The sequence below is a fragment of the Cohnella rhizosphaerae genome (assembly GCF_029525575.1).
GTDB classification, from domain to species: domain Bacteria; phylum Bacillota; class Bacilli; order Paenibacillales; family Paenibacillaceae; genus Cohnella; species Cohnella rhizosphaerae.
The window spans coordinates 378,261-395,453 of record NZ_JAPDIA010000008.1 but is presented as its reverse complement, the minus strand read 5'-3'; the positions used below and the strand labels follow the sequence as shown (position 1 = coordinate 395,453).

Below are 17,193 nucleotides of genomic sequence, written 5' to 3'. Positions count from 1 at the left end.
CGCGGCCGGATCAGGCCGCGGCCGACTGGCTCGCCGCGCGCCGCTGGCGCTTCGCCTTGCGGAAATGGAGCAGCTCGTAGACGCAAGGCACGAGCACCAGCGTAAGCATCGTCGCCACGATCAGGCCGCCGATCACGACGATGGCGAGGCTCTGCGACACGATGCTGCCGCTCTCCGACGTTCCGAACACCAGCGGCAGCATGGCGCACACCGTGGCGATCGCCGTCATGAGTATCGGACGCATCCGCGTGCCGGCCGCTTCGATCAGCGCTTCGCGGATCGGCATGCTCGCTTCGTTTTTCTTCACGCGGTCGATGAGCACGATCGCGTTCGTGACGACGATCCCGATCAGCATGACGACGCCGAAAATCGCGGTGAAGTCGGGCGTCACGCCAGTGACGATGAGGCCGAGCACGGCGCCGATCGGCACGAACAGAATCGAAGCCATAATCGCGAGCGGCGCCCGCAGCGTCTTGAACGTAAATACCATGATCAGGTAGACGATGCCGATCGAGACGAGCATCATCGTGAACAGGCTGGCGAAGTCCGCGTTCTGGTCGGCGGACGCGCCGCCAACGTACAGCTTCACGCCTTCCTCCGGCTCGATGTCCTTCATCGCGTCCGAAATTTTGCCGCCGACGATCGACAGCTGCGCCGGCTCGACCGTGACGCTGACGCGAATATACGTTTTGCCGTCCTTGCGGTAGGCTTCGGTCGGCTGGTCGCTCTTGACCCACTCGGCGATCTGGGACAGCTTCTTCGGACCTTCGTCCGTCGCGACCGTCAGCTCGTTCAGCTCGGCGGAAGCGCCGGGCTTCAGCAGCGGCTCGAGCGATACGGTGAGCCGCTGGCCGTCCTTGACGACGCTGCCGAGCGGCACGGCGTTCAGCATGCCCTGCAGCTGCGACGCGATGTCCGATGCCTTGGCGGCGGCGGGATCGACCTGCAGCGTATAGACGGTCTTGCGTTCCTGCTGGTTGCTGGCGACCTTGAGCACGTCTTTGATCGGCTTGATCTTGCCCATGACGAGGTCGGCCGTCTTGGTCAGCGCCGCCGGATCGTCGCCGACGATGTCGACGAACACCTGACTGCCGCCGCCGCCGAACATGAACGATCCCGCCGACGCGGACAGATCGGCGCCCGGATAGTTCGCGCGCTCTTTTTTGACCGCTTCGATGATTTTTTCCGCGTCGGCCTTCGGCTTCATCTGAATCGAATAGTCGACCTGGGTAGGCGACTTGACGTTGCCGTACATAGCTGCGTCCGCGCTGTTGCCCATGTCCATGTTGACCCATTCCTGACCTTCTTGCTTCATGAGGAACGCTTCTAGCTTCTTGCCGTTCTCAAGCACGTCGCCTACCGGCGTATCCTGCGGGTACGACAGCTTAACGCTGATGTTCGACGCGTCGGACGAATCGATCGCGCCCTTAGGCAGGCTGAAGTATGTCGCGATCGAGCCGACGAGAAGAAACAGCGCGAGTAGCAGCGGCAGCCACTTATGCTTCAGGTTCCATTCGAGGAAACCGCCGAAACGCTTGGAGGGGCTGTGTTCCTTGATCTCGGAGCGCTTCAGCAGTCCCGCGCTCATGAGCGGGATGACCGTCAGCGCGACCAGCAGCGACGACAGCAGCGAATAGGTGACCGTGAGCGCGAAGGGAAGCAGGAACGACTGCAGCGAGCCGCGCAGCAGCCCCATCGGCAGGAAGACGGCAACCGTCGTAAGCGTCGAAGCGGTAATCGCCGTAGACACTTCCTTGGTCGCGTCGATGACGAGCGAAACGGAGAATTTTTCCTTTTGAAGCCTGCGGAATATGTTCTCGATAACGACGATACTGTCGTCCACGAGCCGTCCGACGGCGACGGCCACGCCGCCGAGCGTCAGGATGTTGAGGCTGATGCCCGACAGGTCGAGCAGGTACAGCGTCAGACCGAGCGACAGCGGGATGGAGACGATCGTCACAAGCGTCGCGCGCAGGTTGCGCATGAACAACAGGATGACGACGGTGGCGAAAAGCGCGCCCATGAGCACTTCGCGCATCATGCTGTTCACGGAGTGGACGACCTGGTCCGAGGTGCTCATGATGACCTTGAGCTCCATGTTGCCGTCCTCTTTCATCAGCCGGTCGGCCGTCTTCTCGACGTCCTTGCCCACGCTGACGGCGTTCGCGTTCGCGCCTTTGGAGACGACGATCATGAGCGCGTCCTTGCCGTCGATGCGGCTCACGCTTTCTTTGTCGTCGGACTGCGTCACGGCGGCGACGTCCGACAGCTTGACGCCCGGCGCTACGGGCAGCTTCGCGACGTCCTCCGCGCTGCCGAGCTCGGCGGTTACGTTCAGATTGACGGCCTCGCCGTCGAGCACGGCAGCGCCGACCGATGCCGACGCGGTGCGTCCCTGCAATACCGCATACAAGGCCTGCACAGGCACGCCTTTGGCGGCAAGCTTGGCGGCATCCGGCTTGATCGCGATGCTGGGGCTCGACTTGCCCGCCAGCTGTACCTGGCCGGCGCCGTCGATCGCCCGGAAGGCGTCTACCGCGCGCGCTTCGGCTTCTGCCTTCTTCGCGTCGCTAAGTCCATCCTTGAACGTCAGCGACAAAAAGGAGATCGGAATCATCGACGTGTTGTACTGGATGACGTAAGGCTTCGATACGCGTTCGGGCAGTTGCACGGCGGCCGCCGCTTTCTCGACCTCGTTCTTCGCCTCCGACATGTCGGTTTTCGCGTCGAAATTCAGATTGACCTGCGCGTAGCCGTCTCCCGACGTCGACAGCATGCTCGTCTTGCCCTTGATCGCGGACAGCGCCTGCTCGAGCGGATCCGTCACCTCCCGCTCCATCGTGGCGGTGTTGTAGCCCGGGCCGATGACGCTGACCGTCACCTGCGGATTGTCGGCTTCGGGCAGAAATTCCATGGGCAGCTTGAAGTAGCTGAACACGCCCAGGCCCAGCGTCATCACGACCAGGATGACGACCGCCGCCTTGTTTTTGAATACGCCTTGAATGAATGAACTCACGTTAAATAGCCCCTCTCCTCGTGCTTGCATCAGCTACGATCAAGCATAAAGGAGAAGGGGCCGGCGACGACAACGGCCAGAGACCGGACCTTCTCTCAGACTTAAGTCTGAGAAGGAATCGGACTTCGGCCGCTTCCAATGTCTTCCTGAAGCCAAACAAAAACCGCCCCCCGAGAGGCGGTTCGGTGCGGCTCTGCGATCGGAGGGTCAGGCTCGCTGCGAACGAGACGCCGCGCGGTCGGAGCTGCGGTAGCCGGCGAGCAGGCCCAGCGCGCCGAGCGACAGCAGGCCGGATACGATGAACGGAAGTCCGGCCTGCGCGGACAGGAGCGCGGCGCCGAGCAGCGGCCCTACGATACGCCCGAGGCTGTCCATAGAGGAGCTGAGACCGGAAGCGACGCCCTGGGAGACGGTCGTCTTCTGGGTGATGAGCGAGGTGACGCAAGGCTTGATCAGCGAATTGCCGACGCCGAAGATGCACAGGTACACCGAAGCGGCGATCCAATTCTGGGCCGTCAGCAGCAGGAAGAAGCCGACCGCGGAGATGACGAGCCCGATCGCGATATAGCGGCTCTCCTGGCCCTGCTTGACGCGCCGCCGGACGATTCCGCCTTGCACGAGCGCGCCGACCAGGCCGCAGAAGAAGAACATGAGGCCGATCTTGCGCGGCGTGACGTCGAACTTGTCGATGCCGTACAGCTGCAGCGTGCCTTCCAGGATAGCCAGCGAGAACGTGACGAAGAAGGCAAGCACGTAGAGCTGCTTCAGCGGCCCCTGGAAGGCGGTCCAGCGGGATACGCGCTTACCCAGTCTCGCCGCTTCGCGCTTCTCCGCCGTGAGCGATTCGGGCAGCTTGAGCCAGGCGGCCAAAAGCGTGATCAGCGACAGCGCGGCAGCGGCGAAAAAAGGCGTGTTCAAGGAGAACGAATGGCTCAGCTCGCCGCCGATAAACGGGCCGAACGTAAAGCCCATGCCGATGCTCATGCCGACGACGGCCATTCCCTTCGTCCGGTTCTCCTCGGACGTAATGTCCGCCACGTAAGCGACGATGCATGCGGTGACCGCGCCGGAGAACAAACCGCCGAGCAGCCGCGACGCATACATGATCCACAGGTTCCCGTCCGCGAGCCCGAACATCAGGAAGCTGACGGCGAAGCCGAACACGCCGATCATAATGACCGGCCTGCGTCCGATTCGTTCGGAAATGCCTCCCCATACGGGAGACAGCAGGAACGACACGAACGAATAAAGCGACAGCATGCCGCCCGTATGCCAATTTGCCGATTCGGGGCTGGCGTTCGTCACCAGTTGCGGCAGGATCGGGATGATGATGCCGAATCCGACGAATACGGTGAACAACATAAGTCCTACGATGATCAGCCTGCTTTTCACGTTTTTTTCTCCTTTAACCCTATTAAAGACCAGCGCCCGAAATCGCTCGGGAGCCGGCCTTCATCTATACCCCATATCGTAGCACAACGCCCGGTCCGTTCCAAATGAACGCGCATGACGTTTTCGTGACGGACCGACGCCGCCCGCATGCGCTCCGCCGTGCTTCTGCGAGCGTTCTATTTACGCTTCGCCGCTTGTCCCGGCGGGGTCTTCCACGGTTGCAATCCCCCGCGGTTTTGCTATACTCATGCTTGTTCGCAATCTATGTTCGGCATTGAAAGGCAGTGAAACCACAGTGGACCATTCCCGCACGCCCTTGTTCGACGCGCTGCTGCGCCACAAGGAACGCAATCCCGTCCAGTTCCATATTCCCGGCCACAAGAAAGGCGCGGGCATGGATCCCGAATTCCGCAGCTTCGTCGGCCAGAACGTTCTGGACATCGACCTGATCAATATCGCGCCGCTCGACGACCTCCACCAGCCGGTGAGCGTCATTCTCGAGGCGCAGCGGCTTGCCGCGGACGCCTTCGGGGCAGACGCGACGTTTTTCTCCGTCCAGGGCACCAGTACGGCGATCATGGCGATGATCCTGTCCGTATGCGGCCACGGCGACAAGATCATCGTTCCTCGCAACGTGCACAAGTCGATCCTGTCGGCGATCATCTTCGCCGGCGCGCGGCCCGTCTTCCTGTCTCCCGCGCGCGACCGCAATCTCGGGATCGATCACGGCGTGACGACCCAATCGGTCCGCAGGGCGCTCGAGCGCCATCCGGACGCGTCGGCCGTACTGGTCATCAATCCGACCTATTACGGCGTGTGCGCCAACCTGAAGGAGATCGTCGATCTCGTTCACGAATACGACATCCCGGTGCTCGTCGACGAAGCGCATGGCGCGCTGATTCATTTCTCGGACGAGCTGCCGCTGTCCGCGATGGCCGCCGGCGCGGACATGGCCGCGACGAGCGTGCACAAGCTCGGGGGCTCGATGACGCAGAGCTCGGTGCTTAACGTCAAGGGCGCGCTCGTCAACGTTCAGCGCGTGCAGACGATTTTGAGCTTGCTGACGACGACGTCGACCTCTTATCCGCTGCTTGCTTCGCTGGACGCGGCTCGCCGCCATCTGGCGACGAACGGCCGCGAGCTGGCGGCGAACGCCGTCGCGAGAGCCTCGCAGGCGCGCGCCGAGATCAATGCGACGCCGGGACTTTACTGCTTCGGCGAAGACATACTGGGCGAGGAAGCGACCTTCGATTATGACCCGACCAAGCTGACGATTCACGTCCGCCATCTGGGCATCACAGGCTACGACGCGGAGAACTGGCTGCGGGATCGCTACCGTATCGAGGTCGAGCTGAGCGATATGTACAATATTTTGTGTCTCGTGACGCCCGGAGACGACGACGAGACCATGGGTATCCTAGTCGCGGCGCTGCGCGAGCTGTCGGATACCTACATGGGCAAAGGCGAAATTAAGGAATTGATCGTCGAGATTCCGCAAATTCCGCATCTCTCCCTGACGCCGCGAGACGCTTTCTACGGCGAGACGGAGATCGTGCCGTTCCGCGCGTCGGCGGGCCGGATTATCGCCGAATTCATCTACGTATATCCGCCGGGCATTCCGATCCTGCTGCCCGGAGAAGTCATCTCCCAGGACAACATCGACTATATCGTCGACCACCTCGAAGTCGGGCTGCCCGTCAAAGGACCGGAGGACCGCAACGTGGAGTACGTCAAGGTGATCGTCGAAGAGACGGCCATCTCTTAAGCGGACGCAAAAAAAAGAGCCAATCGTTCGAATGGCGGCTTCGCCCCCCATTCGAACGCATTGGCTTTTTTCGCGCGAGTCTTCAGTCCGCTTCTTGCGCGGCCAGCTCCTCGTACACCTTCATGACGCGTTCCCATTCTTCGTCGTCCTCGATGTTGACCAGGACTTCGTCCTCGCCGTCTTCCTCGATCCGGAAGATGACCCCGTCGTCGTCCGGGTCGTTGCGGTCGAGCAGCACCGCGTAGGCTTGGTCCCCGCTCTCGAACGTATACACCAGCACCATCTCGTGCTCGTTGCCATCCTCGTCGGTCACGACGAATACGGCTTCGTCGTGCTCGTGATCGCAGTTTTCGTCATGAACATGGTCGCTCATGGGAGAACCTCCGTTCATCGGTTAAATTAGTCTTCGCCCTATCCTATCACTAACCCGATACCGGGTCAAACGACGCGCCAAAAGCCGCGATCCGGGCTCGCGGCTCCTGCTAGATCCCGCGCCAGACGCGGGTTTATTTGGCGAATACGGTCTTCTCCGACACGACCTGAAATGCTCCGCCGTCCGCCGACTTCATCCAAAAGCGGATCGTATACTTGCCTACGCTGCTAAAGTTGTAGGCGTACTCGCCGCTCGTAAACCAAAAGTTGTCTTTGTCCGTCGGAAAGTCGCTCTCTTTGCTCGTGTGCGTCTCGATTTCCTTTTCGTCGCCGTAAGGGTCCGCGATCGTCACTTTGAACGCATTGATCGACACCGTCAGATTGTCCACCTGCGAAAAGACTTTAAAGCTCTTCTTGCCGCGCTCCACGCCTCCGAACGGCTTGCTGCCGTCCATCAAAAACATGTGTACGTTCGGCTTGACGATCGATACCTTCTTCGCGGCGTCGTCCCAAATGACGAGCGCCTTCATCAGGTCGCCCAGGCTGCGCACGCCTACGTACGCTTTGCCGTCCTCAAGCATGCCCTGGTCGTCCAGCTCCTGCTTGTTGATGACGATCCGAACCTTCTGCGCGATCGTGTCCGCGTATATCGCGGAGCCGCCGGCCAAGGAGAGCGCGACCGTCAATATCAGAAGCTTGCGCAGCTTCATTACAAATCCCTCCGTATTCGCCGCAAGTTGACAAAGGCCATTTTTCTGTTATGTAAACGTATATACCGCGGTCGCGCGCAAAAGTTGCGGTAAGGGGAGAGATTAAAGTTTCGGGACGATTCGACCGATAATCCGAAGTGTCGGCAGGCCGGCTCGGAATGTGCGGTTGCCCGGGAAATGCTCTCCCTCTCCCCTTCCGTTTATTTCCCCGCTTGCTTCATCCTTTTTTTGGGAAGCGTAAGAACGCAAGGGACACCCTTGCCCAGCGCGCCCGGCTTGCTCATCCGCTCGAGATAAGCGATGCCCCTCGCGCAAGGCGTCGCGCAGACGGCGCATGCGTCGGACAGAACGACCTTCATCTGCGGCTGGACATGCTCGGCATGCACTTTCTTTTTCGCGCCGCCCTTCGCGCTTTTGCTCTGGCTGGCTGGCTTGCTCATCTCGCGCTTCTCCTCCGGCGGCCGTGTGCGGAGCGCCAGAATAACATATGCATGCCGGAGCCCGGACGCCACTGCCGGTCCGGTATGCGATTTGATATCTTCTGCAACCTCATAAATTATGGTACAGTAATTTAGAATTTACGGTCGGAGGCTCGTTGGGACTGGTCACGGGAGGCTGCAGATGGATATTCGGATGTTGGGTTGCGGAAGCGCGTTCGCCAAGGAATTTTACAATAACAATGCGATCGTATACGCGGGAGACAAGAAGCTCCTGCTTGACTGCGGGACGACCGCGCACGTTGCCCTGCGCAAGCTCGGCGTCTCCCTGCCTGAGCTCGACGGCGTGCTGATCACCCATATTCACGCGGATCATGTCGGCGGGCTGGAAGAGCTCGCCTTTCAATTGAAGTTCCAGTTCAAACGGCGGATTCCCTTATACATCGCGGATACGCTGACCGGCATACTGTGGGAGCACTCCCTTCGCGGCGGCCTCGAACAAGAAGGACTGCTCTCGCTCGCCGATTACTTCGACGTGCGGCCGATCCGCGAAGGCGTACCGTACGAAGTGCTGCCCGGGCTTACGGCCGAACTGCTGCGAACGCCGCATATCCCCGGGAAGCTCAGCTATTCGATCTTGTTCGGAACGTCTTTCTTCTACTCGTCCGACATGATTTTCGAACCGGAGCTGCTTCGGCGGCTTGTCGCGGAGCGAGGCGTGGAGACGATATTCCACGATTGCCAGCTTGAGCCTCCGGGCGTCGTACATACTTGCCTTCCGCAGCTGCTGACGCTGCCCGAAGACCTGCAGCGCAGAATCTATCTCATGCACTACGGAGACGCCCAGCCGGCGTACGTCGGCCGCACCGGGCGAATGACGTTCGTCGAGCAGCACCGTCTGTACAGCTTTTAGGCATGCGGTTAAGACGCCGGGAACGATCGTACCGGAAGGAGGCGAAGCGAATTGGTTGGCTTGTGGATCGGAGCGGCGATCGTCGTGGCCGTCATCATCTGGCTGACGATCTGGGTAACGAAAAAAGCCTATTCCAAAAAGTGGGAAGGCGATAACGACGAATAGACATCGCGTTCTACGGACGGCGCATAGGGCGCAAATGGCGCATATACGGTCGTCAACACGGGAGCCGTGTCATCGGGCTTCGGGAACAGGCTGCAGCCGGCAAGCGTTGCGGCCGTTCCGGCGATGATCAACGACTTGGCCGCCCTTGCCATGCGACTTAGCTTGCGATCGTTCATCGGGGATTCCTCTTTTCTGATATCGGATATCCCCAGTCTTTGCCGATTGCGCCGCTTCTATCCTTCGCGATCGAGCAGGCGAACGACCGCCGTCAGCACGGTGCCGATCAGGCCGAACAGCAAGACAAGCCAAAGCGTTAATAACGGGATATTGTCCATTCCCGGGAAGCGCCTCCGATTCTGGCCAAGATAACCTTAGATGCCGGCACATCCATTTTACGCCGCTTCCGGGCGATTCATCCCGAATCGACTAAAATTTCGCGAAAAGAGTCTGTTGACATCGATAGCTTGTCCTGCTATTATATAAGAGTTCCTTCCGATACGATCTGATAGCTCAGCTGGGAGAGCACTACCTTGACAGGGTAGGGGTCACAGGTTCGATCCCTGTTCAGATCACCATACTTAACCATGATAGAAGCCTTGCGTTGCAGGCTTCTTTTTTTATTTGCTTCCGCCTCTGCCTCCCTCCCCTTCTTCCTTAAGCGTCCCGGCTTCTTCGCGGTTCTTTTTCCTGTCATTTCTTTTCACCCCGTTTAAAGTCACGCTCTCCTGCTCACAATAAGATCCGAAGGAGGGAATTCACCATGTTAAAAACATCACGCCGCAACGCGCTGTCCGCAGCGGCGCTGCTGCTGGCTCTCGTCTCTCCGACGATGGCAGGCAAAGCAAACGCAGAGGCTCCAGCCGTAAACGGTCCGACGGCCGCGCAGCAGCTTCAAACGCCCGCCGCAGCCGCGCCGGCGCCTCACGCGGAACGCGTGCATCGCGAAGGGCAGCATCACCATGGCCGCAAGCACCATCGCCGCCTGAACGATATCGCCGAAGTGCTGGGCATGACGCCGACGCAGCTGGTCGACGAGCTGAAAAAGGGCAAATCGATCGCTCAAATCGGCAAAACCAAAGGCATGAGCGAGGATCAGCTGATCGGCAAGCTGCTCGACAAGGAACGCATCCATCTAAAGGAACAAATCAACCGTTCCTGGACGGCCGAGGTCAGAAAAAACACGTAAGTCGACCGGGTCCAAATCGACGTGCCTGCGCTTCGCCCGCCCGCCGATTTGGGCTTTGTCTGTTTTATTAAAATTATTTTCCGAAAAAACACTTTACAGCGCGTTAATCTTCCTCTATAATCAATCAAGTCGCCACCACACATGATCTGATAGCTCAGCTGGGAGAGCACTACCTTGACAGGGTAGGGGTCACAGGTTCGATCCCTGTTCAGATCACCATACTTAACATCACGGAAGCCCGCGAGGCTTCCTTTTTCGTTTTCTGCAACCTTTCGACGCGCGCATGCGTTTGAGTGGATGAGCGTTCGGGAAAACCATCCATACGAGGAGGACATCATCATGAAAAAGCCGTACAAGAGCTTGTTCGTTCTACTCGCCGCCTTGCTGTTCGCACTGACCGCAAGCGGTTCCGCCTTCGCCTTCAACGATATCCAGAAGGACGCGGGAAAAATCTACATTGAGCAGCTTCAAAAGAAAGGCTTGATCAAAGGCGACGGCAGCGGGATGTTCAAGCCGAAAAGCGCATTGACGGCGCAGTCGGCCGTTCTGCTCATCGTTAACGGCTTCGGTCTTAACATCGACAACATCCGGTTTATCAAGGAGCCCAAGGCAAGCGACTACTTTACGAAGGTCAAGGACGATGCGTATTACGCCAAAGCCTTTATTATCGCGAACCTGAACGGGCTCGAGATCCCGCGCGATATCGACCCGAACGGAAAAGTAACGCGGGAGCAATTCGCGCACTGGATCTTCAAGGCGATCAGCAAGAAGGGCGACTATGCGTGGATCGAGATGTATCAAACGTTCAAAGACGAGGATAAAGTGACGCAAGGCTACATGGACAGTGTCCAAAAGCTGCTCATCGGCAAAATCGCTACGCTTGACAACGGAAAATTCCGTCCGAAGGATGCGATTACCCGCAGCGAAGCGGCGGTCATACTCGCCAAAGCGTTATCGTTCGTCAAAAACACGCAGCCTATGCCGCCCGCGCAACCCGAGCAGCCGGTCTCGCCTTTGACCGAAGTGAAGCTGACGAGCGAGGCATACGGCAGCGAAGCGCTGAAAGTGACGGTATCCGCCCAAGCCCCGCATCCAGGTTACGGGATCGAGATCGCGAACGTTGCCTTTAAGGATAAGCAGGCGGTCGTTACTTACCGGATCATAAAGCCCGATCCTGCCGCGCTTTACCCGCAAGTGATCACGACGGTCAAAGCGTCCGTCTACGTGAGCAACGGCTACACCCCGGTTCTCGGCGGCGAAGCCCAATAATCGATATACTTAAAGGAGCCGTCGGGAAGATCCCCGACGGCTCTTTTTTTCATTCGTACGGTTTAATCGCGGGCGCCCGAATCGAATGCCTCCGCCGATGCCGCGGTCTCCTGGCGCATTCGCTCTCGCTCCCCCCGCCGCCAGCTCGGGCACGCACCAATCGATCGGCGCAAGTCCGGCTTGCTTCAAATAGTCGTTCGCCTTAGAGAAAGGCCGGCTGCCCAGAAATCCGTTGTGAGCGGACAAAGGGCTCGGATGCGCCGAGGCGATCACGAAATGCTTGCGTTTATCGATGAATGCCGCTTTTTTCTGCGCGTGGCTGCCCCACAAGATGAACACAAGCGGCTCTTCCCGCTCGTTCAGCGCCGCGACGACGGCGTCGGTGAACCGCTCCCAGCCTAAACCTTTGTGAGCGTTGGCCTCGCCTTCCCTTACCGTCAGCACCGCGTTCAGCAGCAGCACGCCTTGCTTCGCCCAGTGCGACAAATTGCCGTGACTCGGCACCGCGCAGCCGAGGTCGCTCTGAAGCTCTTTAAAAATATTGCGCAGCGACGGGGGCTGGCGCACGCCGGGCAGAACGGAAAAGCTGAGTCCGTGCGCCTGTCCCGAGCCGTGATACGGATCCTGGCCCAGAATGACGACCTTGGCGTTGCGATACGAAGTGAGATGCAGCGCTTCGAAAATATGGTGCATGTCCGGATAAACGGTCCGTTCCCGGTATTCGGCAGCCAATTGCGCCCTAAGCGCCTTATAGTAGGGTTTGTCCAGTTCGGGCTGGAGCAACGGCTCCCAATCGTTTTTGAACACCGCTGGCATGAGGCATGCCTCCTGATTTATGATAGCTATGAAGCGATTCTATTATAGCAGAATCGATCTGTTCGCCCAAAAGGCAAAGGAGACGCGTCCATGACTTCGATCTATTGGCACGACAACGCATTCCTGCCCGAGGAGGATGTGCGAATCTCGCCGCACGACCGCGGCTATAATTTCGGAGACGGCATTTACGAGGTATTCCGCGTCTATGGCGGCAAAATCTTCGAAGCCGAAGCCCACTTCGAGCGGCTGCGGCGGAGCGCGGAAGGTCTGAAGCTCGCGCTGCCCTGGGGATTGGACGGCCTGCGCGCGGCCATGACGGAATTGGTCGAGCGAAACGCGCTATCCGAAGGAACCGTCTACCTGCAGATCACCCGCGGTACGGCGCCCCGCAACCATCTCTTCCCTGCCGATACGGCGCCTTCGGCGCTTGCCTACACGCGCGAGGTCGCGCGCCCCGTTCAATCGATGGAACGAGGGATCTCGGTCGTCACGCTGGAGGACATCCGCTGGCTGCATTGCAACTATAAGACGCTGAATCTGCTGGCCAACGTACTCGCGAAGCAGGAAGCGGCGGATCGCGGCGCGGCGGATGCCGTTCTGCACCGAGACGGGGTCGTCACCGAGAGCAGCGCGTCCAACGTCATGATCGTGAAAGACGGCTTACTGATCACGCATCCCGCCGACAATCTGATCCTGCACGGCGTCACGCGCGCCGTGGCGCTTCGTCTGGCGCAAGCCGCGGAGATCCCCTACGCGGAGCGCCCCTTCACGCTGGACGAGCTGTATGCGGCCGAAGAAGCGTTCGTCACGGGGACGACCGTTGAGATTACGCCGATCGTCGCCGTCGACGGCCGCGAGGTCGGTTCCGGCAAGCCGGGCCCGATCACCCGCCGGCTTCAGCGCGAGTTCGCCGCCGCCATCGGGCGCTAGCGGTCAACGAAAACGGCTCCGGGCGCGCCATCCGTGCCGCCGGAGCCGTTTTTTTAGTCCACTTCTATGCTGAATACGACATATCGGTTCAGCTGTTTCTCATCCTTCTCCGCTTTATCTACGACCCGGTAGGTTTCGGAGCCTTCCTCCTGAACGACGAAGTACGACCGCTCATGCTCCCTGTACCATTTTTTGGCCAGATCGATCGCGTATTGCTTCATCACAACGTTACACCCCATTCAATTATTCAGACTAAACTATTCAACGCCGCCTTGTCGATTTCCTTCTCGCTGCTCTATGTACGGACGACAGATCGCCGTCAAAGCGAAGCGCCGGATGCGGTAGTCGCATTCGGCGCTTTGAAGGTCACGCTATTTTACGATGGCTTTCATCCGTTCGCAATTGCGATTAGGAGCGTCCGCCCTTGCGGCCCGCTTCTTCCCGGCTCATGCCGTCGCGGTCGTCGCTTTGGCTGCGATTGTTGCTGCCGCCGCGGGCTTCGCCGCCCTTTTCGCCGATCTCTTGATAGAACTCCTTGTCGTGCGTCCTTGCCGTCGCTTCTCCACCCATGCGTCCTGCTTCCTCGCGGCTCATCTTGTTGTTGTCGTCGTTGCGTGCCATTCAGAATCACTCCTTTGGGTTTGTCGGGCCCGGACTTGCCTGCCCACGGTATATATACTCGGCGAGGAGATGCGTAAACGGCAATTAGAGCTTTCTCATCCGGGCTTGCTATGTGCTTGGAAACGCTTGCCGATTCAGGTAAGATGAAAGGGTTCGTTTAAAAAAACTTTCTAGCACGAGGGATTAAAAATGTATCAAGTATTGATCGTGGACGACGAGCCGCAAATCATACATGGTCTCCACAAGCAGGTCAACTGGGAAGAATTCAACATGTCGGTCGCCTTTACGGCCACCGGCGGCGAAGAGGCGCTTAGCATTCTGCAGTCGAACCGCGTGGACCTGATGGTCGCCGATGTTTGCATGCCCAGGATGGACGGGCTCAAACTGATTACGGCTGCGAAAAAAATAAATCCTGCCCTGCGATGTCTTATTATTAGCGCATTCAACGAATTCGAGTATGTAAAAGCGGCGCTTCAGCTCGGCGTCGATAACTACCTGCTCAAGCCGATCAGCGGCGACGAGCTGTTCGATACGTTGGTCAAAACGCTCGCGAATCTGGATAACGATCGGGCCGCTGTCGGTCTGCAGTCCCCGGCCGTCCATGTATTCCGGTTCAACATTCTCGAACGCTGGGCGGACGGCTCCATACAAGAAACCGAGCTTTACGATCGCGCGGAAATGCTGCAAATTACGCTGACCGACCCCGAATACCGGGTCGTCGTTTTCGAATTTTCCGGCGCTGACGCTTGGCCCGACCGGATTCAATTCATGTCCGGGTGGCTGGAGCAGTGCCAGTCGAAGCTGTCGGCCTTTTGTCGCGGCGAGTTTTTTTTAAACGCGTCGCTGCAGGTCGTTTGCATTTTGCACGGACAATCGCTCGACGGCGACAATGATCTCCTCGCGGCCGCAGTCGGTCAATTGGCTGCCGCCGTCCCGTCCAAGCGCCCGCTTTTTTTTTTGCTCGATCGGGCCGGTCGTTTCCTCGTACACGGGCGTCCATGCCAGCTGCGCCGCCGCTCTGTTTTATTTAAACTACCGTTATCTCGATACGGACGCCGTTTACCTCTTTGCCGAATCCTTAAGCGGCCCGAAGGATCGATTGTCCAACGAACCTTCCGTGGCGGTTTTAAAATTTGAAAACGCCCTGCGGGACGAAAATACGCAAGCGGCCGTCCGTCTGGCCCAAACTTACACATCCGGGACAAGCCTCGCTTCCTTCCGCGAAAAGAAAGCAGCCCTGCTGCCTTTGGTTTTGTCCGTCGTTCGGATGCTTATGGGATCGGGCCGGATATCCGACGAATTGCCCGAATCGATCGTCCGGCGTTTGGCCGAATTTTCTCGCATGGATAACCCGGAAAAACTGACAAGCTGGATGACCGCGACGATCGGGGAAGCGATGACCGTCATTCACGGCCGCCATCGGTCGTATCATCTGCTCGTTCACCACGCGATGACGCAGATCCGCCAAAATTATCATGCTGGACTATCGCTCAAAACGCTGGCTTCCGCTTTTAACGTGAGCCCCGCTTATTTAGGACAACTGTTCAAAGAAGAGACGGGCAAATACTTTCACGATTATTTGATCCAGACGCGATTGCAGGAATCGCGGACGCTGCTCGTCGATACCGATTTGAAAGTCGGAGAAATCGCACGACGAATCGGCATTCCCAATCAAAGCTACTTTAATCGGATATTTAAAAATGAATACGGGGTATCCCCTATGGAGTACCGTCACCGGACGCAGAGACCGTGAAGCTCGCGTTTAATTGCCCGGACGACAACATCGGGATTCGCACGCTCACGCACGTTCGCACGTTCACTTCGCTTTCGAGCCGGATGCCGTACGCATTTCCGTAGACGAGTTGAATGCGTTCGTGCGCGCTGTATATGCCATAATTGGAGCGGCCTACGGGAGACATCGCTTCAAGACTGCTTTGCACTTCTTCCAGACGCGCCGGGTCCATGCCTTTTCCATTGTCCTCGATCTCAAAGAGAAGGTCCCCTTCTTCTATGCGTCCCCGAATAACGAATCGATTATTTTCGTCCTTTTCGCGGATACCGTGCACAAAATAATTTTCAATAATCGGCTGCAGCAGATTTTTAGGGATGCCGTAAATCAACATCTTCGGATCTACGTCGACTTCGTATTCGAGCAGACTGGCGTAACGCAGCGAAAATATTTGAATATACATGTCGCAGATGCTGAGCTCCCTGCTAATCTGAATAAACGTGCCATCCCGCACGAGGCTGCGGTACAGGCCCGCCAACAGCACGATCATCTGGGCAACGCGTTCGTTACCGTCATCGAACGCCTTGATGCGGATCGCTTCGAGCGTATTATACAAAAAATGAGGATTCAGGCCCGCCTGCAGCGCCTTTAGTTCGGCGTTCTTTTTGCGGAGCTGGCTAAAGTACTCTCGATGAATCGTCTCCTGCAGCTCGTCGCACATCATGTTAAACCGTTCTGCCAAATCCTCGAATTCATCCGCTTTTCCCTTTAACGGAATGCGATAGGACAAGTTGTTCGAGCCAACGAACTTCATCGCTCTGACTAATTCGCGAACGCGGCGCGACGCCAGCGAGCCTGCCAAAAAATACAAGATCGCGCATAGAACCGCCATGGCGGTAACGGCCCCGACAATGATGAAGAGCAGACGATCGCCCTTTTGGTCGACGAGCTTTTTGGGGACGAGGTTCGCCGCGATATAATTTCTGTTGACCGACTTAACGACCTGCGCAAAATATTTCTCGCCATCGATCATTATCGTATTTTCTCCCTGCTTCCAATCCTCCCAGTCCAGCCGGCCCTCATGACCGTACCGATTGTCAGAATCGTATACCCATTCCCCATCCTCGGCGACGATGATGAACCGGCCCAGCGTTTTGTCGTTCGAGGCCTCGTAAATCCGCTGAAGCGCCTGCGTGTTGTAGGTAATTAGAATTTGTCCGGCATTCTGACGAATATTCGCCGTCCCGAGCGTTCCTGCAATCCCGTATACTTGAACGAACGAAGAGTTGGACTTGCCGCTGTCGATAGGCCTCGTACCATATAACGACCTGCCGAGCTTTTTGCGGCCCAGTTCAGCGAAAAATGGGCGGTCGTCGGCGACAAGCGACAAGGTTCTGCTCTGGGAGTTGTAAACGTACTGGGCGCCGGTCAGATTTTTACGCAATTGCACGGATACGATATCCGGATCGCGGACGGCGATGCTTTCCAGCAGGCTGACCATTTCCTGTTTGACGAAGGGATCGTTCTCATAGTCGAGCTCGGACGACGCTTCCATCAATCTGCTCATAACGCTGTAGTTATTTTGAATTTCATATAACGGGAACAGCAAAAATAAAAAATGGTCGTTTTTGCTCGTGTAATAATTGTTAAGTGCGTTAAGTACGTCATGACTCTGCTGCAGTTGGGTCACTTTATTGAACTTCATGGCGTAATGGGCAGCGACCAACGCGAGCGAATAAGCGACGATCAGAAAAATCAGCGTATTGTAAAGCATAAGCCGGTAATGGAAGCGCATACGAAAGGAGCTCCGCAGCCTGCTCGAACGTCCTGTTGCAAATTGCATAGCCGCGCGATAACCTCCTCTTCATAAAA

16 protein-coding genes and 2 tRNA genes are annotated in these 17,193 nt (G+C 57.9%); 9 read left to right on the top strand and 9 right to left on the bottom strand.

Going from position 1 to position 17,193, the window contains the following annotated elements; translation table 11 throughout:
* Positions 1-10: 10 nt before the first annotated feature.
* A complete protein-coding gene (locus OMP40_RS25180) occupies positions 11-3,016 on the bottom strand; it encodes an efflux RND transporter permease subunit (protein ID WP_277535510.1) in 3,006 nt (1,001 codons plus the stop codon).
* A 207-nt stretch (positions 3,017-3,223) separates the two neighbouring features.
* Positions 3,224-4,408: an MFS transporter gene (locus tag OMP40_RS25175; protein WP_277535509.1), complete on the bottom strand. Its 1,185-nt coding sequence runs from the start codon at positions 4,406-4,408 to the stop codon at positions 3,224-3,226.
* A 295-nt stretch (positions 4,409-4,703) separates the two neighbouring features.
* Between OMP40_RS25175 and OMP40_RS25170 the strand changes: the two genes are divergently transcribed.
* Complete coding sequence (locus OMP40_RS25170) at positions 4,704-6,173, top strand: aminotransferase class I/II-fold pyridoxal phosphate-dependent enzyme (protein WP_277535508.1); 1,470 nt, start codon at positions 4,704-4,706, stop codon at positions 6,171-6,173.
* Between the two features lie 82 nt (positions 6,174-6,255).
* Here the strand turns inward: OMP40_RS25170 and OMP40_RS25165 are convergent, their stop codons facing one another.
* The 3 genes from OMP40_RS25165 to OMP40_RS25155 form a co-directional block, all read right to left on the bottom strand.
* Positions 6,256-6,546, bottom strand: coding sequence for a DUF1292 domain-containing protein (locus tag OMP40_RS25165; RefSeq protein WP_090115327.1), 291 nt, complete (start codon positions 6,544-6,546; stop codon positions 6,256-6,258).
* A 133-nt stretch (positions 6,547-6,679) separates the two neighbouring features.
* Positions 6,680-7,255: a copper amine oxidase gene (locus OMP40_RS25160; RefSeq protein WP_277535506.1), complete on the bottom strand. Its 576-nt coding sequence runs from the start codon at positions 7,253-7,255 to the stop codon at positions 6,680-6,682.
* 200 nt (positions 7,256-7,455) lie between these two features.
* Complete coding sequence (locus OMP40_RS25155; RefSeq protein ID WP_277535504.1) at positions 7,456-7,695, bottom strand: hypothetical protein; 240 nt, start codon at positions 7,693-7,695, stop codon at positions 7,456-7,458.
* A gap of 175 nt (positions 7,696-7,870) precedes the next feature.
* Between OMP40_RS25155 and OMP40_RS25150 the strand changes: the two genes are divergently transcribed.
* The 5 genes from OMP40_RS25150 (at position 7,871) to OMP40_RS25130 (ending at position 11,225) form a co-directional block, all read left to right on the top strand.
* Positions 7,871-8,605 (top strand): MBL fold metallo-hydrolase, encoded by a 735-nt coding sequence (locus tag OMP40_RS25150; protein WP_277538021.1) that lies wholly within the window; start codon positions 7,871-7,873, stop codon positions 8,603-8,605.
* Between the two features lie 664 nt (positions 8,606-9,269).
* Positions 9,270-9,345: transfer RNA gene (locus OMP40_RS25145), tRNA-Val, on the top strand.
* Between the two features lie 185 nt (positions 9,346-9,530).
* Positions 9,531-9,956 (top strand): hypothetical protein, encoded by a 426-nt coding sequence (locus OMP40_RS25140; RefSeq protein ID WP_277535502.1) that lies wholly within the window; start codon positions 9,531-9,533, stop codon positions 9,954-9,956.
* Positions 9,957-10,099: 143 nt separating this feature from the next.
* Positions 10,100-10,175: transfer RNA gene (locus OMP40_RS25135), tRNA-Val, on the top strand.
* A 120-nt stretch (positions 10,176-10,295) separates the two neighbouring features.
* A complete protein-coding gene (locus tag OMP40_RS25130) occupies positions 10,296-11,225 on the top strand; it encodes an S-layer homology domain-containing protein (RefSeq protein WP_277535500.1) in 930 nt (309 codons plus the stop codon).
* Between the two features lie 9 nt (positions 11,226-11,234).
* Here OMP40_RS25130 and OMP40_RS25125 read toward each other — a convergent pair whose 3' ends face one another.
* Complete coding sequence (locus tag OMP40_RS25125) at positions 11,235-12,041, bottom strand: uracil-DNA glycosylase (RefSeq protein WP_277535498.1); 807 nt, start codon at positions 12,039-12,041, stop codon at positions 11,235-11,237.
* 90 nt (positions 12,042-12,131) lie between these two features.
* Between OMP40_RS25125 and dat the strand changes: the two genes are divergently transcribed.
* On the top strand, positions 12,132-12,971 hold the full coding sequence (gene dat, locus OMP40_RS25120) for a D-amino-acid transaminase (protein ID WP_277535497.1): 840 nt from the start codon (positions 12,132-12,134) through the stop codon (positions 12,969-12,971).
* A 53-nt stretch (positions 12,972-13,024) separates the two neighbouring features.
* Here dat and OMP40_RS25115 read toward each other — a convergent pair whose 3' ends face one another.
* Positions 13,025-13,195 (bottom strand): hypothetical protein, encoded by a 171-nt coding sequence (locus tag OMP40_RS25115; protein ID WP_277535496.1) that lies wholly within the window; start codon positions 13,193-13,195, stop codon positions 13,025-13,027.
* Positions 13,196-13,379: 184 nt separating this feature from the next.
* Positions 13,380-13,592 (bottom strand): KGG domain-containing protein, encoded by a 213-nt coding sequence (locus OMP40_RS25110; RefSeq protein WP_277535493.1) that lies wholly within the window; start codon positions 13,590-13,592, stop codon positions 13,380-13,382.
* Positions 13,593-13,781: 189 nt separating this feature from the next.
* Here OMP40_RS25110 and OMP40_RS25105 point away from each other — a divergent pair, with 189 nt between their 5' ends.
* The gene (locus tag OMP40_RS25105) at positions 13,782-14,729 is read left to right on the top strand and encodes a response regulator (protein ID WP_277535492.1); all 948 of its coding nucleotides are present in this window, start codon (positions 13,782-13,784) and stop codon (positions 14,727-14,729) included.
* Positions 14,730-14,892: 163 nt separating this feature from the next.
* Complete coding sequence (locus OMP40_RS25100) at positions 14,893-15,345, top strand: helix-turn-helix transcriptional regulator (RefSeq protein ID WP_277535490.1); 453 nt, start codon at positions 14,893-14,895, stop codon at positions 15,343-15,345.
* Here OMP40_RS25100 and OMP40_RS25095 read toward each other — a convergent pair.
* The gene (locus OMP40_RS25095; RefSeq protein WP_277535488.1) at positions 15,311-17,116 is read right to left on the bottom strand and encodes a sensor histidine kinase; all 1,806 of its coding nucleotides are present in this window, start codon (positions 17,114-17,116) and stop codon (positions 15,311-15,313) included. The two genes, OMP40_RS25100 and OMP40_RS25095, sit on opposite strands and share 35 nt — an antisense overlap.
* Positions 17,117-17,193: the final 77 nt, after the last annotated feature.

Coding starts and splice junctions, on each gene's coding strand:
- OMP40_RS25165 (WP_090115327.1), bottom strand. CDS start 6,546: ATGAGCGACCATGTTCATGACGAAAACTGCGATCACGAGCACGACGAA.
- OMP40_RS25160 (WP_277535506.1), bottom strand. CDS start 7,255: ATGAAGCTGCGCAAGCTTCTGATATTGACGGTCGCGCTCTCCTTGGCC.
- OMP40_RS25155 (WP_277535504.1), bottom strand. CDS start 7,695: ATGAGCAAGCCAGCCAGCCAGAGCAAAAGCGCGAAGGGCGGCGCGAAA.
- OMP40_RS25140 (WP_277535502.1), top strand. CDS start 9,531: ATGTTAAAAACATCACGCCGCAACGCGCTGTCCGCAGCGGCGCTGCTG.
- OMP40_RS25130 (WP_277535500.1), top strand. CDS start 10,296: ATGAAAAAGCCGTACAAGAGCTTGTTCGTTCTACTCGCCGCCTTGCTG.
- OMP40_RS25125 (WP_277535498.1), bottom strand. CDS start 12,041: ATGCCAGCGGTGTTCAAAAACGATTGGGAGCCGTTGCTCCAGCCCGAA.
- dat (WP_277535497.1), top strand. CDS start 12,132: ATGACTTCGATCTATTGGCACGACAACGCATTCCTGCCCGAGGAGGAT.
- OMP40_RS25110 (WP_277535493.1), bottom strand. CDS start 13,592: ATGGCACGCAACGACGACAACAACAAGATGAGCCGCGAGGAAGCAGGA.
- OMP40_RS25105 (WP_277535492.1), top strand. CDS start 13,782: ATGTATCAAGTATTGATCGTGGACGACGAGCCGCAAATCATACATGGT.
- OMP40_RS25095 (WP_277535488.1), bottom strand. CDS start 17,116: ATGCGCTTCCATTACCGGCTTATGCTTTACAATACGCTGATTTTTCTG.